The 25,221-nt window shown below is 39.1% G+C and carries 19 protein-coding genes; 3 read left to right on the top strand and 16 right to left on the bottom strand.

Translation table 11 applies throughout. The features are described 5' to 3' along the window. Positions 1-13 precede the first annotated feature (13 nt). The 15 genes from JTI58_RS23580 to JTI58_RS23650 form a co-directional block, all read right to left on the bottom strand. Positions 14-1,435 carry an aldehyde dehydrogenase family protein gene (locus JTI58_RS23580; RefSeq protein WP_205444101.1) on the bottom strand — a complete coding sequence of 474 codons (1,422 nt, stop codon included), beginning with the start codon at positions 1,433-1,435 and terminating at the stop codon, positions 14-16. 100 nt (positions 1,436-1,535) lie between these two features. Continuing rightward, a complete protein-coding gene (locus JTI58_RS23585; protein ID WP_243456238.1) occupies positions 1,536-2,537 on the bottom strand; it encodes a LacI family DNA-binding transcriptional regulator in 1,002 nt (333 codons plus the stop codon). A 72-nt stretch (positions 2,538-2,609) separates the two neighbouring features. Next, positions 2,610-3,830 (bottom strand): RtcB family protein, encoded by a 1,221-nt coding sequence (locus JTI58_RS23590; RefSeq protein ID WP_205444103.1) that lies wholly within the window; start codon positions 3,828-3,830, stop codon positions 2,610-2,612. Between the two features lie 104 nt (positions 3,831-3,934). Beyond that, positions 3,935-5,785, bottom strand: coding sequence for a dynamin family protein (locus tag JTI58_RS23595; protein WP_205444104.1), 1,851 nt, complete (start codon positions 5,783-5,785; stop codon positions 3,935-3,937). Between the two features lie 271 nt (positions 5,786-6,056). Further along, positions 6,057-6,938 carry a ribokinase gene (gene rbsK / locus JTI58_RS23600; protein ID WP_205444105.1) on the bottom strand — a complete coding sequence of 294 codons (882 nt, stop codon included), beginning with the start codon at positions 6,936-6,938 and terminating at the stop codon, positions 6,057-6,059. A gap of 306 nt (positions 6,939-7,244) precedes the next feature. After that, positions 7,245-7,835, bottom strand: coding sequence for a 3-isopropylmalate dehydratase small subunit (gene leuD, locus JTI58_RS23605; RefSeq protein ID WP_205444107.1), 591 nt, complete (start codon positions 7,833-7,835; stop codon positions 7,245-7,247). A gap of 32 nt (positions 7,836-7,867) precedes the next feature. Continuing rightward, entirely contained in the window at positions 7,868-9,277 is a 1,410-nt protein-coding gene (gene leuC, locus JTI58_RS23610; RefSeq protein ID WP_205444108.1) for a 3-isopropylmalate dehydratase large subunit, read from the bottom strand. A 17-nt stretch (positions 9,278-9,294) separates the two neighbouring features. Then, the gene (leuB, locus tag JTI58_RS23615; protein WP_205444110.1) at positions 9,295-10,395 is read right to left on the bottom strand and encodes a 3-isopropylmalate dehydrogenase; all 1,101 of its coding nucleotides are present in this window, start codon (positions 10,393-10,395) and stop codon (positions 9,295-9,297) included. A gap of 184 nt (positions 10,396-10,579) precedes the next feature. Then, positions 10,580-12,115, bottom strand: a complete 1,536-nt coding sequence (locus JTI58_RS23620) for a 2-isopropylmalate synthase (RefSeq protein ID WP_205444111.1) — start codon at positions 12,113-12,115, stop codon at positions 10,580-10,582. Further along, a complete protein-coding gene (gene ilvC / locus JTI58_RS23625; RefSeq protein WP_016991908.1) occupies positions 12,102-13,136 on the bottom strand; it encodes a ketol-acid reductoisomerase in 1,035 nt (344 codons plus the stop codon). Before ilvC ends, JTI58_RS23620 begins: the two co-directional genes overlap by 14 nt. Before the next feature lie 86 nt (positions 13,137-13,222). After that, positions 13,223-13,738 carry an acetolactate synthase small subunit gene (gene ilvN / locus JTI58_RS23630; RefSeq protein ID WP_036123293.1) on the bottom strand — a complete coding sequence of 172 codons (516 nt, stop codon included), beginning with the start codon at positions 13,736-13,738 and terminating at the stop codon, positions 13,223-13,225. Continuing rightward, positions 13,735-15,501 (bottom strand): biosynthetic-type acetolactate synthase large subunit, encoded by a 1,767-nt coding sequence (ilvB, locus tag JTI58_RS23635; protein WP_205444113.1) that lies wholly within the window; start codon positions 15,499-15,501, stop codon positions 13,735-13,737. Before ilvB ends, ilvN begins: the two co-directional genes overlap by 4 nt. A gap of 486 nt (positions 15,502-15,987) precedes the next feature. Continuing rightward, a complete protein-coding gene (gene ilvD / locus JTI58_RS23640; RefSeq protein ID WP_205444115.1) occupies positions 15,988-17,658 on the bottom strand; it encodes a dihydroxy-acid dehydratase in 1,671 nt (556 codons plus the stop codon). Between the two features lie 371 nt (positions 17,659-18,029). Then, positions 18,030-19,352: a D-arabinono-1,4-lactone oxidase gene (locus JTI58_RS23645; RefSeq protein ID WP_205444116.1), complete on the bottom strand. Its 1,323-nt coding sequence runs from the start codon at positions 19,350-19,352 to the stop codon at positions 18,030-18,032. After that, on the bottom strand, positions 19,340-20,515 hold the full coding sequence (locus JTI58_RS23650; RefSeq protein WP_205444117.1) for an amino acid deaminase/aldolase: 1,176 nt from the start codon (positions 20,513-20,515) through the stop codon (positions 19,340-19,342). Before JTI58_RS23650 ends, JTI58_RS23645 begins: the two co-directional genes overlap by 13 nt. A gap of 801 nt (positions 20,516-21,316) precedes the next feature. Between JTI58_RS23650 and JTI58_RS23655 the strand changes: the two genes are divergently transcribed. Further along, positions 21,317-21,574: a GlsB/YeaQ/YmgE family stress response membrane protein gene (locus JTI58_RS23655; protein ID WP_036123271.1), complete on the top strand. Its 258-nt coding sequence runs from the start codon at positions 21,317-21,319 to the stop codon at positions 21,572-21,574. Between the two features lie 35 nt (positions 21,575-21,609). Here JTI58_RS23655 and JTI58_RS23660 read toward each other — a convergent pair whose 3' ends face one another. Further along, on the bottom strand, positions 21,610-22,308 hold the full coding sequence (locus tag JTI58_RS23660; RefSeq protein WP_205444118.1) for a lytic transglycosylase domain-containing protein: 699 nt from the start codon (positions 22,306-22,308) through the stop codon (positions 21,610-21,612). Between the two features lie 203 nt (positions 22,309-22,511). Here JTI58_RS23660 and mscL point away from each other — a divergent pair, with 203 nt between their 5' ends. Together mscL and JTI58_RS23670 are read left to right on the top strand one after the other, a co-directional pair. Next, positions 22,512-22,901 carry a large conductance mechanosensitive channel protein MscL gene (mscL, locus tag JTI58_RS23665; RefSeq protein WP_004231397.1) on the top strand — a complete coding sequence of 130 codons (390 nt, stop codon included), beginning with the start codon at positions 22,512-22,514 and terminating at the stop codon, positions 22,899-22,901. Positions 22,902-23,864: 963 nt separating this feature from the next. Next, complete coding sequence (locus tag JTI58_RS23670; protein ID WP_066037801.1) at positions 23,865-25,031, top strand: IS256 family transposase; 1,167 nt, start codon at positions 23,865-23,867, stop codon at positions 25,029-25,031. Positions 25,032-25,221 lie beyond the last annotated feature (190 nt).

Consider the following 25,221-nt stretch of genomic DNA (forward strand, 5'->3'; position numbering starts at 1 on the left):
TCTCCATTCGTGATTATTGGTTATTCCAAATTACTAGCTTCATTTCCGTCATTTCTTCTAACGCATATTTAATGCCTTCACGACCTGTGCCGCTTTCCTTTACACCACCATATGGCATGTGATCTACTCGATAAGTAGGTACATCATTAATGATGACCCCACCAACGTGCAATGCTTTTGTAGCTTGAAAAGCTGTCTGAATAGAAGGAGTGAAGATGCCTGCCTGTAGGCCATAGTGAGAATCATTGATAGCCGCTATCCCTTCATCAATGGTGGCTACCGTATTGACGATAACAACAGGTGCAAAAATTTCTTCACAGGATACACGACTCTGTGGTTGAACATTATATAAAACAGTGGGCAATAAAATATGATTGTCAATGTGACCACCTGTAATTACTTGTGCCCCTTCAGCTACTGCCTCTTCAATCCATTGATAAGCACGCTGTTGTTCAGTTTGTGAAATCATCATAGCAAGATCTGTTTGATTATCCATTGGATCACCAATTGTAAGCTGCTCTATTTTTTCCTTCAGCCGTATTAAAAACTCCTCAACCATACTTTCCATGACATAGATACGTTGTAAAGAAATGCAGACTTGACCTTGGTTGGAAAAGGCCCCCATCACAATGCGATCCATAATACGCTCTAGCTGTACCCCTTCATCTATAATTACGCCTGCATTGGAACCTAATTCTAAGGTTACTTTCTTCAAGCTTGCACGATTGCGTAGAGAAATCCCTACCGCTGGACTTCCTGTAAACGTAATCATCTTAACATTTGGATGTGCTAAAAATGCATCGCCTACTAATTTACCTTGTCCAGTTACAAGATTAAAGGCACCTGCTGGTAAATTTGTTTGCGCCAATAATTTTGCAAGAAAATGGGCGGATAATGCTGTTTGTGTGGCAGGTTTTAATACAATCGTATTGCCTGCAGCTAATGCTGGCCCAACTTTGTGTGCTACTAGATTTTGAGGAAAGTTAAATGGTGTAATCGCTGCCACAACACCGATTGGCTCTCTTAATGTATAAGCAAAGCGCCCCTCTCCATTTTTTGATGCATCCATTGGAACCATTTCACCAGTAAGTCGCTTTGCTTCTTCTGCCGCAAATTTATAGGTTTCAACTGTGCGATCAATTTCAGCGTAAGCATACTTTAACGGTTTGGCTGATTCCATTGCAATGATACTTGCTGCTTCATCCCTATTTTCTGCAAAAAGGGTGGATAACTGCTCTAATATCTCTGCTCGTTGAAAAGCAGTTAATGCAGCCATTTGAGGAGCTGCAGCATGCGCACTTTCAATGGCCACCTGTACATCTTTTTCAGTGGCCATCGCAAAGTGTGCCAATACCTCTTGCGAATAGGGAGCTTGGATCTCCATCCATTCAGCAGTCATCTTCCATTCTCCATTGATCCATAAGCCCTTTTTCAATCGTAATTCACTCCTTTCTTTTTATGGTTACGTATTCATTTCAGAAAATAAAGAAATGAATACGTAACCATTTTGGTGTAAAAAATAAACTGATTGTCTATCAGTTTATTTTACACGTTGTATTTCTTGGGAAAATCTTAACAGACTCTGTTTGTCTAATGCAAGTATTTTTTTTCTCCATTACCTCAAATAATTTTTCGATAGCAATAAAACCTAAGTTCTCTTCTGATGTTAAACCTACTGTTGTTAAGGCAATAGAATGATGTTTACTAAGTTCTACATTATCAATACCAATGATATTAAAATCTCTCGGGACCTGAAAACCTCTCTCTAAACAAAGATTCAATATTTCAATGGCAATGGCATCGGTAGCAGCACAAATAGCTGTCGGTCTTTTTTCGAGTTGTAAAAGTTCTGTAAACGCTCGTTCAATATCTATTTTATTGGTGTTCGTTAAAAAAGTAGGCACTAATTTTGCATCCAGCCCATAATCCTGTAAAGCTTGTTCAAATCCCAGATAGCGTCCATGGAAGGTGCTCATTTGATGTGGCCCCCCTATCCAACATAAAGAGTCATGCCCTAATGATAGGACATGATTGGTCGCAAGGTAACCTGCTTGAACATTATCAATTTCCACAAAATGTCTATTCTCTTTATGCTTACGATTAAACATAATAAATGGAATAGCTAGTTTTTCTAGTTTATAAAATAAATCATCTTGATACAGCATAGAAGACAAAATGATCGCATCTGCTTTCGTTTCTAAAACTGCATTGTAGATTGAATTAAGATTATCCTCTGTGCCAAAATAGACATTCACTTTATAGCCACGTGCATTAACATAATTCACGATGGCTGTAGTTGTATCAACAAAAAAAGGGTTGTGTAATGGCCCCGAAATCAATGTAATAATGCCTGTTTTTTTCTGAACAAGCGATCTTGCTATATCATTTGGCACATAGTTTAGCTCCTCTATTGCCTGCATTACTTTTTCAATTGTTTTTGGCTTTACAAGCTCTGGTGTATTCAATACTCTAGATACAGTTGTTTGTGAGACACCAGCATGCTTCGCCACATCTTTTGAAGATACCAAAAAAACCACCCATTTCATCATTGTGAAGCTATATTATATCATCTATAGAATAATGATTATAGTGATGATTCCTTCTCTACTTTAACCCTTTCGCTCATAAGGCTTTACTGCTTCACTCGCTTTAAAGTTATAGACAGGTTTAATGACTTTTATAATATCTACAGTTTCGCCAATCGCAGAAGTAATCTCTGTCATCGGTTTATAGGCCATTGGCGCCTCATCCAAAGTTTCTTCATTGACGGATGTTGTCCAGATTCCCTGCATCGTATCTTTGAAATCGTCCATGTTCAACGCTTTTTTCGCTGCTCGTCGTGAAAACATGCGCCCCGCTCCATGAGGTGCTGAATAATTCCATTCCGCGTTGCCTTTCCCTATACAAAGAAGTGATCCATCACGCATATTCATTGGAATAACAAGCTTTTCATCTTTATTTGCACGAACAGCCCCTTTGCGAAGTGTCATCGTTTCTGTATCAATATAGTTATGAATCGTATCAAACGTATCTGTAAAATGCCAATTCATCTGTTTAGCGATCTTTTCAGCAATGGTCCAGCGATTCATACGTGCAAATTGCTGTGCAATCTTCATATCATGAATATAGTCATGGAAAGCTTCACCCTCTAAATAAGCCAAATCTTTTGGAACAAACGGTTTTTGTTCTTTATAGGCTTGTATCATGGATTGAATCTCTTGTTGTCGTCCTTGCTGTTTCAGTTCTTCTATTTTTTCAGTCAAATCTTCCCGACGTAAATTTTCATAAGCTCTTTTTTGGTGCCAGTTAGCAACCTTTGCCCCTACATAGCGTGAACCTGTATGGATTAGTAAATAGTGTTGATTTTCCTCATCTTTGGCCAGTTCAATAAAATGATTGCCTCCCCCAAGTGTACCTAATGACAAGTTAGTATAGTCGTCTTTCAAGCCGCTTGCTCGAAATTGTTTACCTTCAAATTCTAGAAAATGTCGTTTCGGCGATACTTCTTTATGAATGTCCTGCCCACTTGGTACATATGTGCGAATGATGGCATCGAGCTGAGCAAAATCAACTGTCGTTACATCTAGTTGTGCTACAAATACACCACAGCCCACATCAATGCCGACAAGATTTGGTACAACACGGTCTTGTAATTGGATGGTCGTGCCAATGACACATCCTTTACCCGCATGATAATCTGGCATAATCCGTACTGTAGTGCCCGCCATGAAAGCCTGGTCTGTCAATTCCTGAATCTGATCAACAGCTGTTTGTAATGCTGTTTGAGCAAAAATTTTAGCGTTCGTGAAGCGTCCATTTATTTCAATCAAGTGTATCCCTCCTTACTAGTTATACGTAAAAATGGAATGATATGTTTCATATCATAAAGAAAACGCTCTAAAAGCATGCTACTTTTAGAACGTTTTGTGAAAACCTAATCTTCATATTGTACAACTAATTTCTTTGGTATTTCGGGTATATCCTTTGATTTTACATCTTCTTCTTTTAAGGCAAGCAGTTGCAGAGGATATTTTTCTTGAACCTCAAAAGGTATTGCAATACTTTCCATTTTATTATTCATTTGACTTCGTGCAAGTAAGCCATTGTTTGATAAATCAATCGCTAAAATAGCCTGCACAGTTTCCTCAAGCATATCAATATCCTTCGTTTTCAACGGTATTTGCTCATTTATTAAAAATGGTTGAAGATGCTCTTTGATATAGCCCTGTGCTTCAATTAAGCATGAAAATTCATTTAGTTTTTCAGCATAGCGCTTTAATTGGCGTTTATCTTTTGCACGCTGTTGATTTAACTTCAGTACTTTATGTTCAATACGACTCATGCGTTCTTTTACTAAATCAATTAAATAAGGTTGCGTGTCTCGAATCGCTTGTAGCATCGAAGCCTCTGCTTGTTGTACTTTGGCATATTGGGCGATGCAAACCTCTTGCTGCTCATTTAATTTTTGAACACGCTCTTTGAAAAATTCATTTTGCGTATGTTGGCCAAAGATCGCTTTCATCAGACCTTTGCCATGAATTTTTTTATGCTGTGCATCTAAGCGCTCATATTCACGTATATACTCACTGTGCATGTTGCGATATTCGCGTAACATCTGTTGATAGTGCACAGCAACTTCAGTAAACTCTTCCACCTTCGTATCTTGTAAATAATCATGTTGTGCGATCGTTTGTAATAGCTGATACAGTGTTTGAACGTGTTTAAACGTATCCGCTACCTGTTCATATTCTTGCTCATATTCTTTAACAATCGCTAAGTCACGTTGATAGCGAGAATATTCATATTGGGTATCGCCTGCGTATTTTTCAATATTCTCAACAGCAGATTGAAATGGATCTCGTTGTGGAATTACCGTTAATTCGAAGCGGAATCGTTCGAGCCATTGTAAGAAGCGGATTAAGATGGCATATGTTTTTTTATCACTATTTTCAGCCACACGATGAATGTGAGCAATTAACTGATCGTACTGGCTTTTTTGCCAAAGCTCATGATTGTCTGTTTGTTTGGCTACGAGAGCATTGGTTGCTGAAATCGCTATAAAATCACTCATTAGGTGGCCAATACGCTGTTGTTCAGAGGTCATAAATGCTTCGGCATGTTCATTGTCATCAATGCCATTGATGACACATAAAGGTTCAACGCCTTTATTTTTTAACATCTCAATCAATAAAAGTTCAGCATCAATAGCCATCGAGCCAGCGCGTAACACCCAGAAAATTTCATCCACACGGTTCATAAGCGCCTCTGAAAAATAAGCCATTTCTCCGCCACCTGCTTCTAAAGAAACAGAGTCAATTATTGTCACCGATTTTAATAAATCATTTTTCAAATAGACTTCCAGATAATCTAAATGCTCACGTAAAATTTGGGAAGCAAATGTGTCGCCAGTTGTTAGTAGCTCTAATTTACTGAGATCAAATATAGCCACAACACCATCTAAAAAATAAGCTTTAATCTCTTCTTGTTCTCCATATCGAATAAATGTATTTACACCTGTTGGATGCTGATCATCTACTGATAATATTTCGCGTCCAAGAAGTCCATTCACAAGTGTCGTTTTGCCCACTCGCTCTTTTCCGACAATTAAAATCATCGTCTGGTTATTGGCATCTTGAATAATTCGATTTAAATGTTTTGCTGTATCTTTCACATATGTATTTTGGACAATGATGCCATACAAGTGTCGTAGTTGATCAACAAGTTGTGGCAAAATATTATTCGCTGAGGTTGTATTTTCGATTGGCGTATTGTCAATGTTCGTCATCCTCAAAACCTCTTTTCGTATGTATCTATAAGACCATTATAAATGAAACCATGGCTTTTCTAATACAAGGATTGATGAAAAGAGGACAATATACTTACGTGTTTATATGATAAATAGGAATTCATTCTTACGCCTATTGAATGTTTGCTGCATATATGTTTGGCTACTCATACTAAAGGGAGTAGTCCAAGCTATGAATTTAGAAGTATGAAGCTTGGCTATTTCTATTCAAGGTTGCATATTAGCTGACCTTTGTCCTAGTTATCTTCTATTACTCCAAACCAGCCATACGAGCATAAACGGCTTCAAGAGTTGGCATGCCACCTTGGGCACCAAGCTTTTCTACAGACAAGGAGGCAGCGATATTAGCAAAATATACAGCCTCATCCAACGATTGTCCTTCTACTAAAGCATAGGCCAACGCCCCATTAAAGGTATCACCTGCACCAGTTGTATCCACAGCTGTTGTCATATAGCCTGGTACATGGATTGGATAGGAGCCATCGAAATAACGTGCACCATCACTTCCTAGTGTCACGATTAATTTATTCGGATATTTTTCTAAAATTCGATCCACTGGCTCGTTAAATATTTCTGCACATTCTGTCTCGTTAGGTGTTAAATAGGTAATATCCTCCATCCACTGCACATCAAAATTGGCTGCTGGAGCTGGGTTTAACAGCACAGGAACACCCGCTTCTTTACATAAATGGATTGCATAAGCTGTCGTCTCTTTAGGAATTTCAAGCTGTATGATTACCAAGTGGCTCTTTTGTATCAAATCCTTTGATGCCTCAAGATGTGAAAAGGATAACTCATAATTTGCTCCAGGTACGACAACAATTCGATTATCGTTATTGTAAATAAGTATATTAGCTATTCCTGTTGGAGCAGAGGTACTTTTTACAAGGGCATCTGTCTGAATCTGCTCTTGCTGTAAAACGGCATGTAATGTCTCACCAAAATGATCGTCCCCTAAACAACCAACCATCGCCACCTTACTGCCAAGACGAGCAGCGGCAACTGCTTGATTTGCCCCTTTGCCACCTGGAACTGTTTGAAACGAGTTGCCTAAAATGGTTTCTCCCTGCTTTGGAAAAGCATTCATTTGTACAACTAAATCCATATTTAAACTGCCTATAACTGTAATCACAGAAATCCCTACCTTTCTTCTTTTGATAAAACAAAAAAACAACTGAAATGAGCACCATCATTTCAGTAGCTAACTTATCATTATAAATCTCTTATAAACTAAGAAATCTCCTAAATGCCTATCAAGTTCAATTCTTTTTTATAGTCATGAACAGATGAATGACCCAAAAAGGCTGCACTTGCTTAGTTAACATCGTGCCACCTCTGTATTTGTATTTCCTTCATTATAAGGAATTTCGTATGGAAAATGCACACCAAACATAAAAAAAACTGAAGACAACATCCAGTTTGTCTTCAGTCATTCCAATTAATAGGCTACTCGCTTCGCCTCATATGCGGCAATGTGGTCGTCATATTTAAAGGTTAAGGCGATTTCATCCCAACCGTTAAGTAACGTTTCTTTATAGTACGGATCAATTGTAAAATGATAGACTGTACCATCTTCTCCTGTTACGGTTTGCTCTGCAAGATTTACTTCCATTTTATATGGCTTTGCTAAGCCTTTCGCCAGAATGTCATCACATTCCGCTTCTGTTAGCTTAATCGGTAAGATACCGTTTTTAAAGCAGTTATTATGGAAAATATCTGCAAAAGAAGGTGCAATCACAACATTAAAACCGTAATCTAAAATGGCCCATGGTGCGTGTTCACGAGAGGAGCCACAGCCGAAATTATCTTGTGCCACTAGAATTTTCGATTCTTTAAATTCAGGTTTATTTAATACGAAGTCAGCTACTTCATTGCCTTGTGCATCGAAACGCCAATGGTAAAATAAATACTGTCCAAAGCCCGTGCGCTCAATACGTTTTAAAAATTCTTTTGAAATTATTTGATCTGTATCAACATTTTTTCGATCAAGTGGTGTGATGACACTATTGACGATATTAATTGGTTCCATTTTTCAATCATCCCTTCCGAGTAAAGCAAGACTTACACTGTTTCCTTCACAAATTCACGTACATCTACAAAGTGACCTGCAATGGCAGCGGCTGCTGCCATTGGTGGTGAAACTAAATGTGTACGCGATCCAGCTCCTTGACGTCCTTCAAAGTTGCGGTTGGAGGTAGAGGCACAGCGTTCTCCAGCTGGTACGACGTCATCATTCATCGCAAGACACATCGAGCAACCAGATTCTCGCCATTCAAAGCCTGCATCCATAAAGATTTTATCTAAACCTTCTGCCTCTGCTTGTTTTTTCGTCGTATGTGAGCCTGGTACAACGATGGCTGTGACCTTTTCATGCACCTTACGCCCTTTGATGACATCAGCAGCTGCACGCAAATCACTAATGCGTGAGTTTGTGCAGGAGCCAATGAAGACATGCTGGATGTCAATGGATGTTAATGGCTGCCCTTCCTCTAAGCCCATATAGGCAAGTGCTTTTTGAAGTGCTGCCTTGTCAGATTCATCTGCATAATCTGCTTGTGTTGGAACATGCCCAGAAACACCTGTACCCATCGATGGGTTTGTTCCCCATGTAATGATTGGTTCAATTTCTTCCGCTTTTATAATACGAACTGTATCGTACGTGGCATCCTCGTCCGAAGCAAGGCTTAACCAGTAAGCGGCTGCTTCTTCCAATTTTTCTCCCTGTGGTGCATATTTGCGACCACGAATATAATCAACTGTTGTTTGATCAGGTGAGATAAGCCCTGCTTTTGCACCTGCCTCAATTGACATATTACAAATCGTCATACGTTCTTCCATAGATAGTTTGTGGATAGCCTCTCCAGTGAACTCCACAATATGTCCTGTACCAACACCAATGCCGAACTTCGCAATGATAGCTAAAATAATATCCTTTGCTGCTACCCCAACTGATAGCTCCCCTTCGACACGAATTTCCATCGTCTTTGGCTTATTTTGCCATAATGTTTGCGTCGATAATACATGCTCCACCTCTGATGTACCAATACCAAATGCAATGGCACCAAAGGCACCGTGTGTCGATGTATGAGAGTCGCCACAAACAATGGTTTTACCAGGCTGTGTTAAACCGAGCTCTGGCCCAATAACGTGTACAATCCCTTGGTCAGGGTGACCCATTCCTGCTAACTCAACGCCAAATTCCTCAGCATTTTTAGCTAATGTTTCGATTTGATTGCGTGCAATGGGATCATGAATAGTCGGTAAATTTTTTGTTGGTACGTTATGATCCATTGTCGCAAAGCTTAAATCAGGACGGCGCACCTTACGTCCGTTCATGCGTAGCCCTTCAAAAGCTTGCGGAGATGTTACTTCATGAATTAAATGAAGATCAATATATAACAGGTCCGGTTTGCCCTCTTCCTGATAAACAACATGTTTATCCCAAATCTTTTCAATTATATTTTTACCCATTGTCTTCACCTATTTCTTTAAATATATGTTGTCATTATACTTTGCGATACAAAGCTAGTATCAATTTCATTAATCACTTTATCTGTCCATTCATTAGTCGATAAAACGCGACTGCCGTCACGAGCAAGATCTGCTGTAAAATAGCCATCATCAAATACTGCACTAACAGCCCGCTCTATTTCTGCTGCTTCTTCTTTTAAGCCAAATGAATATTGCAGCATCATCGCCACAGATAAAATGGTTGCTGCAGGGTTTGCTACGCCTTGCCCTGCGATTTCTGGTGCTGAGCCATGTACCGGTTCATATAAGCCAAAATTATCACCACGAATGGATGCAGATGGTAATACACCTAAAGAGCCAGTAATAACAGATGCTTCATCACTTAAAATATCACCAAACATATTTTCAGTAACGACTACATCATAGTGTCCTGGATTTGTAATAAGTTTCATTGCGACAGAGTCTACTAGGTTATGTTCTACGATTACATCTGGATACTCTTTTTTCTTTGCTTCTACGACTTCACGCCATAAACGACTTGTTTCAAGCACATTTGCTTTATCAACAGAGCATAATTTGCCGCCACGTAAACGTGCTAGTTCAAAGGCATTTTCAACAATACGCTCCACCTCTGCTTTAGAGTAAACCGTTGTATCAATTGCGCCATTTTCAGTACGCATACGTGGTTCCCCGAAGTATACGCCGCCTGTTAGTTCACGTACAATCATTAAATCAACGTTCTCAGCTACTTCACGCTTTAATGGTGAAGCATCTAGTAAACTCGGGAACGCCTTTACTGGACGTAGATTTGCAAATAAATCGAAGTGTTTACGGATTCGCAATAACCCTTTCTCCGGGCGTAATTCAGGCGGATTCTGATCCCACTTTGGACCACCTACAGCCCCTAATAAAATCGCATCACTATTTTCACACATCTCGATTGTTTCATCTGGTAATGGATTATTGTGCTGGTCGATTGCAGCACCTCCAATTGTTGCATACCCTAAATGAAATGTATGATTAAATCGTTTACCAATCACTTGTAATACACGTACAGCAGAAGCAACAACCTCTGGCCCAATTCCATCACCAGGAAGTACTGTAATTTTTCTCTCCATTGTCAAAACACCCTTCTTTGTATAGCGTATTCGCTAATTTAGTAAAGACGCTCACCTACCTTTTATCGAGGTGAGCGTAGTCATTACGTCTAAGCGTAATTTTTTGTTAATTGATACAATACGCCATGACATCATTGCATCCGACTTGTGAATGGTACGTCATACAATTCACTCCCTCTGAAACTTATACAGGATGTGCGCGAAGGCTTGTTTGTATTAAATGACGGTTAATGGCATTTAAATACGCTTTTGCCGATGCTTCTAAAACATCTTGAGAGGAGTTGCGGCCTGTAGTCGATACATCATCATAGCGAATATTAATAACTGCTTCACCCAGTGCATCTCGTCCTTTGCCAACCGATGTCACACGATAATCAATGACATGCACAGCTCCGGGTACAAGTTGCTCGAGTGTATTAAATATAGCTTCTACTGAACCAGAGCCAGTAGCCACAACTGTTTTTTCTAGCCCCTCTGGTGTAAGCACAATGGCTGTGGCTGTAGGAATATTTTCAGTACCATATTGTACTTGCACCATTTTCAAATCAAAGAGTGATACATCCTCTACTTGAACTTGTTGTTCCGTCAAAAGGGTTAGTAAATCTTCCTCTGTAATCTCTTTTTTACGATCAGCCAATTTTTTAAATTCCACAAATGCTTTGTTCAACTTCTCATCAGAAAGATGGAAGCCCATTGTTTCTGCACGATCACGGAAGGCTGCACGACCAGAATGTTTCCCAAGAACTAATGGTATTTCTCCCTCACCGATTAAAGCAGGTGAAATAATTTCATAGGTTTCCGGATTTTTTAAGACACCGTCTTGATGAATGCCTGATTCGTGTGCAAATGCATTTTTCCCAACAATCGCTTTATTTGGCTGAATCACTACATTTGTCAATTTACTGACTAATTGAGATGTACGTTTAATCTCTTGCAACTGAATGTTCGTTTCCACCTGATAAATGTCCTTGCGAATATGAAGTGCTACAGCAATTTCCTCAAGTGCCACATTACCTGCACGTTCTCCAATGCCATTTATCGTCCCCTCTACTTGTGTAGCGCCATTTTCTATCGCCGCAATCGTGTTAGCTGTTGCCATCCCTAAATCATCATGACAATGGGCGGAGAATTTCACTTTGTCAGCACCTTTGACATTCTCTAATAGGAACTTAAATAATGCACCATATTCTTGTGGGGAGGCATAGCCTACAGTGTCTGGAACATTAATCGTTGTAGCACCAGCAACAACCACTTCATTCATAATTCTTACTAAGAATTCTCGATCAGAACGGAATGCATCCTCAGCAGACCATTGCACAAGTGGGAAGAATTTTTTAGCATATTTAACAGCCTCCACCGCTTGCTCCACTACTTGATCAGGGGATTTTTTTAGCTTGTATTCCATATGAATAGGTGAAGTGGCTAGAAAAATATGAATATGTGGCTGTTGTGCTACTTTAATCGCTTCCCATGTAGCATCAATATCCTTTTGGATACAGCGGGCTAGCCCCGTCACAATGGAATTTTTTACTGTACCTGCAATGCGATGGACCGCATCAAAGTCACCGGGTGACGAAGCAGGAAATCCTGCTTCTATAATTGTCACACCAAGGCGCTCTAACTGTTTGGCAATTTCAATCTTCTCGGCCGTGTTTAAGTTGATCCCAGCAGATTGTTCACCATCGCGAAGCGTAGTATCGAAAATATCAATTTTTCGCACTTGTCGCCACTTCTCTCACAACTTTTTCTTTACCTTCGTTGATGAATGGCATCATAGCACGTAGTTTTGCGCCCACTTCTTCGATTTGATGGTTCGCACCAGCTTCTTTGAATTTTGTATATTCTGGACGACCATTTTCATTTTCTTGAATCCAACGACGAGCAAATGTACCATCTTGGATATCTGTTAATACGTCTTTCATACGAGCTTTTACAGACTCATCGATGATGCGTGGTCCTGCCACATAATCTCCCCACTCCGCTGTATCTGAAACTGAGTAACGCATTGTTGCCATACCGCCCTCAAACATTAGGTCAACAATTAATTTAAGCTCATGTAGTGTTTCAAAGTAGGCTAATTCTGGTTGATAACCAGCTTCTACTAATGTTTCAAATCCTGCTCTTACAAGTTGTGTTGCACCACCACAAAGTACCGCTTGTTCACCGAATAGATCTGTTTCTGTTTCTTCTTTAAATGTTGTTTCAAGAAGTCCACCACGAGCAGCACCGATTCCTTTACCATAAGCAAGTGCTAAATCTTTTGCTTGACCTGTAGCATCTTGGTGAATAGCGAATAGTCCTGGTACACCAGCACCTTCTTGGAATTGACGACGAACTAGATGTCCTGGTCCTTTTGGTGCTACTAAAAATACGTCAACATCTGCTGGTGGTGTAATTTGACCGAAATGGATATTGAAGCCGTGTGCAAACATCAATGCTTTACCAGCTTGTAAATGTGGTGCAATTTCTGCTTCATAAACTGCTTTTTGACGCTCATCTGGTAGTAAAATTTGGATTACATCTGCTTCTTGAGCTGCTTCCGCAACTGTTTTTACGTCAATACCATCTGCCTTTGCCGCATCGAAAGATCCACCTGGGCGAACTCCTACTACTACGTCAAAGCCTGATTCTTTAAGGTTTAAAGCGTGTGCATGACCTTGTGATCCGTAACCGATAATTGCGATTTTCTTTCCTTTTAATACGTCCTCGTTGATATTTTGTTCATAGTACATTGTAGCCATAGTTAATTTCCTCCTAGAATTTGTTTTGTTTTTTATAGCTTTAGATACTTGCTTTGTCTATAAAGCTATTCATTTTTATATGCAAACTATTTTAAAATAGAGAGCTGCGGGTTTGAGATTTTTTGTGTTTCACGAACGGAGGCAGTTGCTCCTGTACGTGTAAGTTCTTTAATGCCATATGGTCGAATGAGTTCGATAAAGGCATCAATTTTTTCTGGATGTCCCACTACTTGATACGTCACAACATTTTTGGCTGTATCAATAATTTGTGCGCGGAACGGTTCAACAATCGAATTCATTTCTAAGCGTAAATTTGGTGGTGAAATCACCTTTACTAGTGCTAGCTCTCGCAGAACAATCGATTTATCAGTAATATCATTGACTTTTAACACATCAATTTGCTTGGATAACTGTTTCACTAGTTGCTCGATTTTACGTTCATCCTCTACGTTGACAACGAAGGTCATCTTTGAAAAATTTGGTTGCTCCGTATGACCTACTGTAATCGATTCAATATTGAACTGACGCTTCATCAATAAACCTGTCAAACGGTTTAATACACCACTTTGGTTAATCACAGTTACGGTAATTACTCGTTTCAATTCTTTTTCACCCCAATCATTTCATGTAAGCCTTTGCCAGGTGCTACCATTGGGTAAACACATTCAAGCTGTTTCACTCGACAATCAATTAATACTGGCTCATCAGAAAGCAGTGCCTCACGGAAAATAGCCTCTGCTTCATCGATTGTGTTAATACGATAGCCTTTAATGTTATAGGCATCAGCTAACTTAACAAAATCTGGTTGGATCGGCATAAGTGATGATGAATAGCGCTCTTCATAGAATGTTTGTTGCCATTGACGCACCATGCCAAGACAGCTATTATTCAAAATCACTATTTTTACTGGTAAGTTAAATTCCTGTAGGATGGACAGCTCCTGTGCCGTCATTTGGAATCCTGCATCTCCTACAATCGAAATAACTTTTTTGTCTGGCTTCGCAAATTGGGCGCCAATTGCGGCCGGGAAGCCGAAGCCCATCGTACCAAGTCCACCAGACGTTACCCATGCATGATCATTATTTAAATGGTAGTATTGTGCTGCCCACATTTGATGCTGCCCAACATCTGTCGTCACAATGGCATCACCCTCTGTAATCTTGTGCACTAATTGCAATGCCTCTTGTGGTAAGATTTCTTGTGTATTTGTATCCTTGCAATACCACAATGGGTATTCAATGGAATGATTTCTTAAATAAGTTAGCCAATCAGCTGTATCAGGACCTTGGAAATCCTTTTTCAACAGTGCTTTTAAAGCCTCTTTTGCATCGGCAACAATCGGAATATCTGTCGGTACATTTTTGCCAATTTCAGCAGGATCAATATCGATATGGATAATCGTTGCATTCGGTGCAAATGTGGCTAAATTACCTGTTAAACGATCATCAAATCGTGCTCCAATATTGAGTAATAAATCCGATTTCGTAATTGCTGTATTCGCTGTAGCCGTACCGTGCATCCCCGCCATTCCAAGGAATAAATCATGTTCACCATGAATGGAGCCTAATCCTAGTAATGTGTTCGTTACTGGAATACGATATTTTTCTGCGAAGGTCGTTAATTCTTCCCGTGCATCAGCAAAAAGAACACCTGCACCAGCTAAAATGATTGGATTTTTTGCCAATGAAATGGCTTGAATCGCCTTTTGAACTTGTAAATAGTTTGGTTTATACGTTGGTTGATAGCCTGGTAAATAAATTTCCTCAGGTGCTTGTGGCGGATTCTCTACATCAAACAACACTTGTGAAACGTTTTTTGGGAAATCCACGACAACCGGTCCCTTACGACCTGTGCTAGCGATATGGAAAGCTTCCTTCACAATGCGTGGGATATCATTAACATCCTGCACCTGGTAATTGTGCTTTGTAATCGGTGTTGTAATCCCCATAATATCGGCTTCTTGGAAAGCATCTGTTCCAATCACTGATGTCGCAACCTGTCCTGTAAAAACAACTAATGGGATGGAATCGATCATGGCATCCGCAATACCTGTAACAAGGTTTGTTGCACCAGGGCCACTTGTGGCAATGACAACGCCTGTTTTACCTGAGACACGAGCATAGCCTTCCGCTGCATGAATCGCACCCTGTTCATGTCTTGTTAAAATATGGCGAATTGGATTTTTATACATCGCATCATAGATTTGTAATACGGCTCCTCCTGGATAGCCAAAGACGATTTCAACGCCTTGATCGTGCAATGCCTGCACTAATACATCTGCACCGTCCTTCGCTTGATAGGTTTGTTCAGCTGTTGCTGTTGTAGCTAATTGTTCTTGTTCATTGATTGAAACATTCGCACTCATCAAATTATGCCTCCTTCATTTCTTTCAAACTCACACATCAGTGTTGTAGATTAGTGAAGTGTCAATAGCTGGATTGACTATTCCTCTCTTCCTTTTCAGTTGAGAGGCTGTTCAATTGCATCGTGAAAATAATAAAAAGCCTTTTTCTCCACACGCAAAGAACTACCTTACGTAGGGATGAAAAAGACTTTCCATGGTACCACCCTTTTTTATAGCAAATAATTGCTACCTCGCGAATAAATGACTGCATTTATGCACCAATGCGAAAGACTTCGCATCCAATATAGTGTCATAAAACATTTATTCATTAATAACGAGCACTTTCGACTATGCCCGGAGCTATCTAATGGTGTAAACACGTTTAATAGCCCACTCCGAGGGGATGTCGGATCTAGTTGTATCGCCGGCTTCCAGCACGACCGGCTCTCTGGTAGATACAAGGCTCTAGAACCTTTAACCTCATCAACGTTTTTATCTATCTAGTTGTTAAATTTTCATTACGCCACCAGTGGAAGCGCTCGTCACTAATTTTGAATATCTTGCTAACCAACCACGTTTAATTTTTGGCTCAAAGACTGGTAATTTTGCACGACGTTCAGCTAAAACTTTATCTGAAACTTGTACATTAATCGTACGATTCGGTAGATCAATTTCGATAATATCTCCGTTTTCTACTAAAGCGATTGGACCACCTTCAGCAGCTTCTGGTGAAATATGGCCAATTGAAATACCACGAGATGCCCCTGAGAAACGACCATCTGTAATTAATGCAACCTTTGTGCCAAGGCCACGACCTTGGATTGCAGATGTTGGTGCGAGCATTTCTGGCATCCCTGGGCCACCCTTAGGTCCTTCATAGCGAATGACGACTACATGGCCCTCTTTGACCGTTCCATTATCAATGTTTTCCTGCGCTGCTTCCTGTGAATCAAAGACAATTGCCTCACCCTTGAATACTTTGATGGAAGGATCAACTGCCCCTACTTTAATAACAGAGCCGTCTGGTGCGATGTTACCGAATAAGACCGATAATCCACCTACAGCACTATAGGGATTGTCTTTTGTTCGAATGACTTGATCATTCGTGATGTGATAATCTTTGACAAGCTCACCCATTGTGACGCCTGCAACGGTTGGACGGTTCGGGTGAATAGCACCTGGAATAGAGGTTAATTCATTAATAATGGCACTAACACCACCCGCTTTATTGATATCATCCATTGAAATATCTGAAGCAGGCATAATTTTTGCCAAATAAGGCACTCTTTCTGCTACTTTATTAATATCTTCAATGTTGTAATCTATTTCTGCTTCATTGGCAATTGCTAATGTATGAAGCACTGTATTTGTAGAGCCCCCCATTGCCATATCAAGCGCAAAAGCATCATCAATTGCTTCTTTTGTAATAATATCGCGTGGCTTAATGTCTTCCTTAACCATGCGAATTAATTGTTTCGCTGCTTCTTTAATCAGCTTGTGACGCTCTTCAGAAGTGGCAACGATTGTACCATTCCCAGGTAAAGCTACACCAAGCATTTCCATTAAGCAATTCATCGAATTTGCTGTAAACATTCCTGAGCAAGAACCACATGTTGGACATGCATTATTTTCAATATCCAACAGCTCTTCAGCAGACATTTTTCCTGATTTATGGGCCCCTACACCTTCAAAAACAGATGTTAAGGAAAGCTGTTTCCCTGCTGCAGAAGTACCTGCCTCCATTGGACCACCCGAAACAAAGATAGATGGTACATTCGTACGAACTGCTGCCATAAGCATTCCAGGTGTAATTTTGTCACAGTTTGGAATATAAAATACGCCATCAAACCAATGTGCATTGATAACTGTCTCAGCTGAGTCTGCTATAATTTCACGACTTGGTAAGGAATAACGCATACCAATATGCCCCATTGCAATACCATCATCGACTCCAATTGTATTAAATTCGAATGGAATACCACCCGCTTCAATAATAGCTTCTTTCACTACATCAGCGAACGTACGTAAATGAACGTGACCTGGTATTATGTCGATATAAGAGTTACAAACCCCAATAAATGGTTTGCCTAGATCTTTTGCTTTTACTTTGCCTGTTGCATATAAAAGACTTCGATGCGGCGCTCGATCTACGCCTACTTTAATCATGTCACTTCTCATTTTAAACGCCCCTCATTGCTTTCCATACTATGTTCGTTTCTATAGACAAAATGTTCTGTCTTTTTAATTTTTGTTTATAGAGTAACAGTCTCTTAGATGATGACTGCTGTAACGAACGTGTTAAATTGTTGTTATCATAGTACGAAAAAAAGGTCTCGTCAACAGTATTTTTTGAATTGTTTAAACAATTCAAAAAATCTGTCAAAATTGAAATCGTTTACATGCTGATTAAGCATCAGTTTTATCTCGCTTTGATAAAAATTTTGACATTTCGTTCAAATTTTAATTTTTTAACAATAAACAAAAAATAAGTAAATAAATAATTCCCATATATTTCAATAAGCTAAATCACCCAATCATAGAGATAACGCTTACAATAGAAACAATTTTTTTAAGTATCCTGTAAAAAATACTTGTTCGGGATCATATTGGTGTCGAATTTTTAAAAACTTTTCAATCTCTGGATACAACGCATAGACCGTTTGCGCTGTTAAATGATGTTGTTTTCCCCAGTGAGGACGACCCTCATATTTTTGCATCAATGTATGCACCCATTTAAAATAAGGTTCTTCCGCCATCCCCTTATACATATGAAAGGCTATAAAAGCTGACTCACGACCTTGTGTTGGACTTAAAAAACCTGCTTCACCCGCAGTTGTTCGACACTCTAATGGAAAATGAACATGAAAAATGCCTTTTTTAAAGGTTGCATGAATTTCTTCCAGACAAGCTTCAAATTGTGATAAAGGGATGGCATATTCACTCTCTTGGAACTTCACACTACGAGGTGAAGGATAAATTTCATAGCTTATCCCTACTTTTTCACTTTCTACAACATTGGCAGCCGCTATCTTGCTCATAGCACCACTTAATTCTGGTCTCCATTTACATAACTCTGACATCGCATAGAAAGCACCATTTTCTACTATTTGAAGCTTTAACGTTTCTATTCTTTTATTCCATTCACTTTGAAAAACAGGCGCGACCGCATTCATCCGTTTTACTTGAATGGTTTCACTACCAGGAAAATAAAACCACTCCACATGGCGATGTTGACGAATATCCTCGGCAAACAATGTAAGACCATTTGTCAAAGTTTCTCTTGCCCCAACATAATGCAAACCATAAAGTGGCATGACCTTGATCGTTACTTTGACAAGGACACCAAGCATTCCAAGAGATACATGAAGCGCTTCAGATAAATCATCCATCCCTCTCCTATGTTCCTGATAAGTCCCAGTGCCATCTACAAATCCCCATGCCTCGACAGCTGACGATAAAGAACCAAGCGTAACCCCTGTGCCATGTGTACCAGTCGACACTGCACCTGCAATGGTTTGCTCCTGAATATCTCCCATATTGATTAACGCAAAGCCGTGTTTCGCTAGCATCGGCCCAATTTCATATAAGTAGGTCCCCGCCCATAGTGTTGCCTCCTGTCTTTCCTCATTCACAGCGATTAATCCACGCAGATTATGTAAGGAAATAGCGATATGCTCAGGCATAGCCACAGCACTAAAAGAATGTGCAGCACCTGTGACACGTATTGTCTTTCCTGCTTGACACGCATGCTTCACAATGGCTGAAACTTCATCAATAGAGTGTGGTAAATACATTTCGCTCGGATAGGAAATAACATTCCCAGCCCAATTTGTCCACTTTTCACCATTCCGCCATTTTTCTATAGAAAACATTGTCCATCCCCCCTGTATGTTGTGTAAGGTCCTGCATACTTGTCCCCACGAATAGCATGCAGGACCTGAAAACGCTCACAAAGCTCTCCAGCCTTTGCATGTCGAAAATAAATGGTATCGCCAATATTGATGCTTTTTCCTTTGACCTTAATTGGTGTTTGCACCTCCCCTGCGCCTTCTAGGCTAAGATATGCAAAAGTGGTAGGGTCATAGAATACAGGCAAGCGATCCATCGCTATTGCTCCAGAAGCCGTATAGCCTCCACCATGACAAACAACGATATTTTTTTCAGGCATTCTTGTGACACGCAAGGCAAATCCAGCAGCCTTTTCTAGCTGTAAATGTGTAAATTGATCGAACAATGCAGGCGCATAAAAAGCTGAGCCAACTGTAATTTCCGTTACCTCCTTTTGTTGATTGGTATATGTCATACTTCCTGATCCTCCGCCATTAACAAAGCGCAGATTCGGAAAATAGGCCTTGATATGAGCGATTGCTAATCGACGAAATTGCGTTACTTGCTTTTTGGCCTGTACTTGCATGGCTTCTATGACTCTACCTTTTAAAGCATTCGCTGGACGATTGCCAACACCCGCAATTTGAGCCTCATAGCCCATCGCTCCTACCACTTCAATTGAAGGAGTCTTTTGAATGGTTTGTAAAAAAGGTGTCAATGTTTCAAGAGAATACAATGATGAACGTTTTGTTCCAAAATACAATACTTTAAAATCATTCGAAACATTAATATCAATACAAACCTGTACACGTACTCCAAGCTCTTGTCCTAATTTCGCCAATAGTTCGATATGTTCTGGTCGATCTACCATAAACGTGACGATTTTTCCTTCTTTCACAAAATGCAACAATCGACGAATCGTTGCTTCCTCCATTACTGGATAGCCAAGCAATAAATCATCAAACCCCTGTTCTAATAAAAAAAGAGTCTCTGCTGCCGTGAATGTCATAAAGCCGACAACATTCACAAGTTTTTTCTGTATATAACTAAGGACCTCAATAGAACGAATCGATTTTGTCGCAATACGAATTTGTTTTCCACCACAAGCCTCTTGCACCATTTGTATATTTTTATCTAGTGCATCTAAGTCCAACCATGCAAATGGCCTTTCTAAATCACAAAACGCTTGATCCAATCTTGTCGTCATTTCATCACTCCCTTGTATGTACTATGTATTTGACATTTGACGGAATAATTCCTTTTTTCAAACAATTAAGCAAAATAAAACAACCGTGAGCCTGTTATTCAATAAGACTACACGGTTGTTTTAATATGGGATAAACATTTCATTCACCTTTCTATTTAATTGGTTACGATGCGTATAAGAAATCAGCTGCAAGATTTAGCATCACTAGTAAATGCAAACCAGCAATTAAAAAGCCTTGACGATTTAAACGTTTCATAACAGCCATATTCATATGACCACGCTCCTTTTCTACATTATAATCCCTTTATACAGAATTTTCAAACTATTAAAAAGTGGAAATTTACCCATTTTTCTTTTTCTCAAATAAAAATTTTACCTAAGAAATATGTGACTGCACGGAGAATGGACATTCTGCTTCAACAAATAATGTATTTTTTTATGAATGAAAAGGTTGTAGTAGCAAATAATTTAGTCAAATGGCTGATTTTTTTATTGTTCATGGGATTGAGCGTTGCAAGCATTTCTGGTACGAATTGAATGCATGAACATACTATAGAAGTAAGCGATAATCGGTGTATGTACAATATAGAAGTAATTGTAGTTAATGTGGACATTTTCACAGTAATTTATGCAGTTGGATTAGCTATAAAGTGAGCATAGCAAAGGAGCTGTATTCACTTATCTACAGCCTCATTGACAACATGTAATAATTACTAAACAAGATCACAGTGTTTAATCTACTCCATTCAGGGTATAACTAAGTAATCGCCATTATATCTTAAATTTAAGGAGATGAAAGTAATGATTAGTTTCATTTGGTATTTAATTATCGGAGGAATTCTTGGATGGTTAGCTGGTGTCATTTTAGGTAAAGATGTACCTGGCGGCATCATCGGGAATATTATTGCAGGGATTGTCGGTTCTTGGATTGGTAGTATGGTTTTAGGGAACTGGGGCTGGAGAGTAAGTGATTTCTATGTGTTCCCAGCACTAATTGGTGCCGTCGTGTTGATCTTTATCGTCAGCCTTATTTTAAAAGGTATGCGCAAAGCAACTTAAATATGTAATGAAGAGCCATCCGTTGTGGTGGCTCTTTATTTTTCTTCATTTAAAAGAACGGCTGCTTGGAGTTCATCGTGAAAATCATTATACAACTGGTAGTAATATAACACATCATTTACATATTTCTCGCTATGGTTGTATTGATAAACAGCTTTCTTAATATTCCCTGTACCAGCACCGTATTTGGATAAGTAGTTCGCTGCACTAAATACGGCATCCTCAATATCATAGGGATCGGCTATCCCATCCCCATTTGCATCTACGCCATATCCTCCATATTTAGCAATTATCTCTGGATTCATTAATTCAGTTTTTGTGATGTTTCCTTTTCCTAAACCTGAGCATGTGGGATGCTGCCAGCCAACGAAAGTGCAAGGCATAAATTGCATATGCCCCTCTGCCCCAGCAGATGATACCATTGATTTTACCGTAGAAAATCGTGTTTCAATCCGATGATGCGCAGCAAGTAATGTCCATGGTACACCATATTTTTCTTCTGCAGCTACATAAACGGGAATGTATTGCTCAGGAATATTCATATCAAAATGTTGTTGAATCTCCTCTATTGCTTTTTGCTGGGCAAGCTTTTCGAAAATCGGTAATGTCTGAAGCTCCTTCCATGCAAAAAATGTGAGGACATACACAGTTATTGCAATTGGAATCAATAATGCTATCATACCCAATTTTGTGGCAGATGATAACATGGGTTTGTTATTCTTTTTCTTTGCCATACGTCACACCTAATCTAGTATTCTTTTTCTATATTACCAAATTTTCCGTAATGTGTAGTATATCTTTTGATTTTGAAAAATGAAGTCTTCCACATATATGAAGTACATCATTTCCACCATGAAAGCAGTTGAAAGGTTTGGTAAAAATATAGTAAAATACAGATTGATTCATTTTATTGGATAATAATAGGGAGGAATTTATCTTGTGGAAAGACTTTAAAGAATTTGCAATGAAAGGCAATATTGTCGATCTAGCAGTAGCAGTAGTCATTGGTGGTGCTTTCGGTAAAATTGTTACCTCCTTAGTTGAAAATATCATCATGCCATTGGTCGGTATTTTAACAGGTGGAATCGATTTAACAAAGAGTTTTGTTTTTGGCTCAGGTGAAGCCCAAATCAATTTTGGTGTATTTCTACAATCCATCATTGATTTTTTAATTATAGCGTTTGCCATTTTTATGGCCTTACGAATTATGACGAAGCTCACACGTAAAAAAGAAGAAGCAGTCGTTGAAGAACCAGCTCCTGAACTCGATGCCAAAGAAGAACTTCTCAAAGAAATTCGCGATTTGCTAAAAAAAGAACAAGCCTAACATACGGTGTAAAAACATCTGTCTCTCATTTAAATGAGGCAGATGTTTTTGTTTTGTATCCTTCACTTCGGGTGTTCTCCTACTATTTAATGCGTATCCTTTACTTTTTCTCCTCTATCCACCACTTTACTCGTTCTATCCGATACTTTGCATGTCCTATCCACTACTTTTTATCTTGTATCCACTAACTTAATGGGTATCCTTTACTTTCTCTGCTCAATCTATATTCTGGAAGATAGTTTTACGTAAATTGAAGCAGTTCCATTCTAGATAGAAACGCTTACTTTGAAGTTTAGAGCGATTCCTTCTGCTGGAAACTACTTTTTTGAAGGCGGACGAACAATCTTTTTTAGAAACCCACCTTTTTGAATCTAACCGATCATCTTTACTTAGAATCCGCTCTTTCTGGAACCTAAAGCGCTCTTCTTTACTTAGAATCCGCTCTTTCTGGAACCTAAAGTGCTCTTCTTTACTTAGAATCTGCTCTTTCTGAAACCTAAACCGATCATCTTTACTTAGAATCTGCTCTTTTTGGAACCTAAAGCGATCAACTTTACTTAGAATCTGCTCTTTTTGGAACCTAAAGCGATCATCTTTACTTAGAATCCGCTCTTTCTGGAACCTAAAGTGCTCTTCTTTACTTAGAATCCGCTCTTTTTGGAACCTAAAGCGATCATCTTTACTTAGAATCCGCTCTTTCTGGAACCTAAACCGATCATCTTTACTTAGAATCCGCTCTTTCTGAAACCTAAAGCGCTCTTCTTTACTTAGAATCTGCTCTTTCTGGAACCTAAAGCGCTCTTCTTTACTTAGAATCCGCTCTTTTTGATGTATAAACCGCTCACTCTGTTAAAATTTCAGATTAAGTCCATATAATTGTGTAAAAAGAAAAGGGGTCATTTTCTCTCCTCTTGGTTAGAATGTTTTCAACCACGAACACATTTTAAGAGAGGTAGATTAAAAATGACCCAGTTACAGTTTAACCTAGACATGGATCTTTTAAAAGATTCCGTTATGAATTCCACTATTGATGCTGTTGTAAAGTCAGCTATTATTTTAGTCTTAAATGAATTTATGGAAAAAGAAAGAGATGCCTTCCTTCATGCATCTGCCTATGAACGTTCTAATGAGCGTCGTGATTACCGTAATGGGTACTATGAACGTGAACTGACTATGAGTATTGGTAAGATAAAACTAAAAGTTCCTAGAACGCGTCATGGTGAATTTTCTCCTACTGTTTTTGACAAGTATGCACGTTGTGATCAGGCATTTGTTCTTTCTATGCTGGAGATGGTTATTAATGGCGTCTCTACACGAAAAGTCACACATATTGTAGAACAACTTTGCGGCGAATCCGTTTCTAAATCTTTTGTTTCTTCACTCACACAGAAACTGGATCCGATCGTGAACGAATGGGCAAATCGTCCATTAAACACCATGTATTATCCTTTTGTTTTTGTAGATGCCATGTACATAAAAGTACGTGAACATCAACGTGTCGTATCAAAAGCTGTTTATATCGCTACGGCCATTACGGAAGAAAATAAACGCGAAATTATCGGTTTAAGTGTGGATCATGTTGAAAGTTTTGATAGTTGGAGCTCTTTTTTTAAACAACTCAAATCACGTGGACTTCAATCACCTCAACTAGTGATTTCAGATGCTCATCAAGGGCTTCAAAAAGCGATACAGCGTGAATTTATCGGCACTGCTTGGCAAAGATGTAATGTGCATTTTAAACGAAATATTATCGAGAAGCTTCCTAAAAAAGACTCCGTCGATATCCGAATGATGATGAAGCGCATTTTTGAAGCCGTAACCCTTGAAGATATTCGAAAGTTTAAGGATGAATTAATGGACCAATTTGGAAATAATCCAAAGTACGAAAAAGCTCTTACTATCTTAGATGAAGGTTTCGAAGATACCATCCAATACATGAATTATCCAGCAGATATACGCTGTCATATTCGAAGTACAAATTCACTTGAACGATTAAATCAAGAAGTGCGTAGAAGAGAAAAGGTCATACGAATCTTTCCAAATACGCAGTCTGCCTTTCGATTGGTAGGTGCTATTTTAATGCAGTATCAAGAAACGATTTACTCAAAGAAAAAAGGTTTAACCAAATAGAACAAGTATTTTTCAACGTATCTTCCATTCATGGAGTATTCCACAAGCAGTAAAGGCTATCAAAGTGAAAAGAGCCTTTGACAGCCTTTACTGCCTGTGGAGATATAAACCCATGGAAGTTACGGGCAAAAAAATGGTAGTGTTGTTAAATGGATAAACAAAATTTGGCTACACCAATCAAGAGCTATGA

The sequence above is a fragment of the Lysinibacillus fusiformis genome, assembly GCF_016925635.1.
Taxonomy (GTDB): Bacteria; Bacillota; Bacilli; order Bacillales_A; family Planococcaceae; genus Lysinibacillus; species Lysinibacillus fusiformis_F.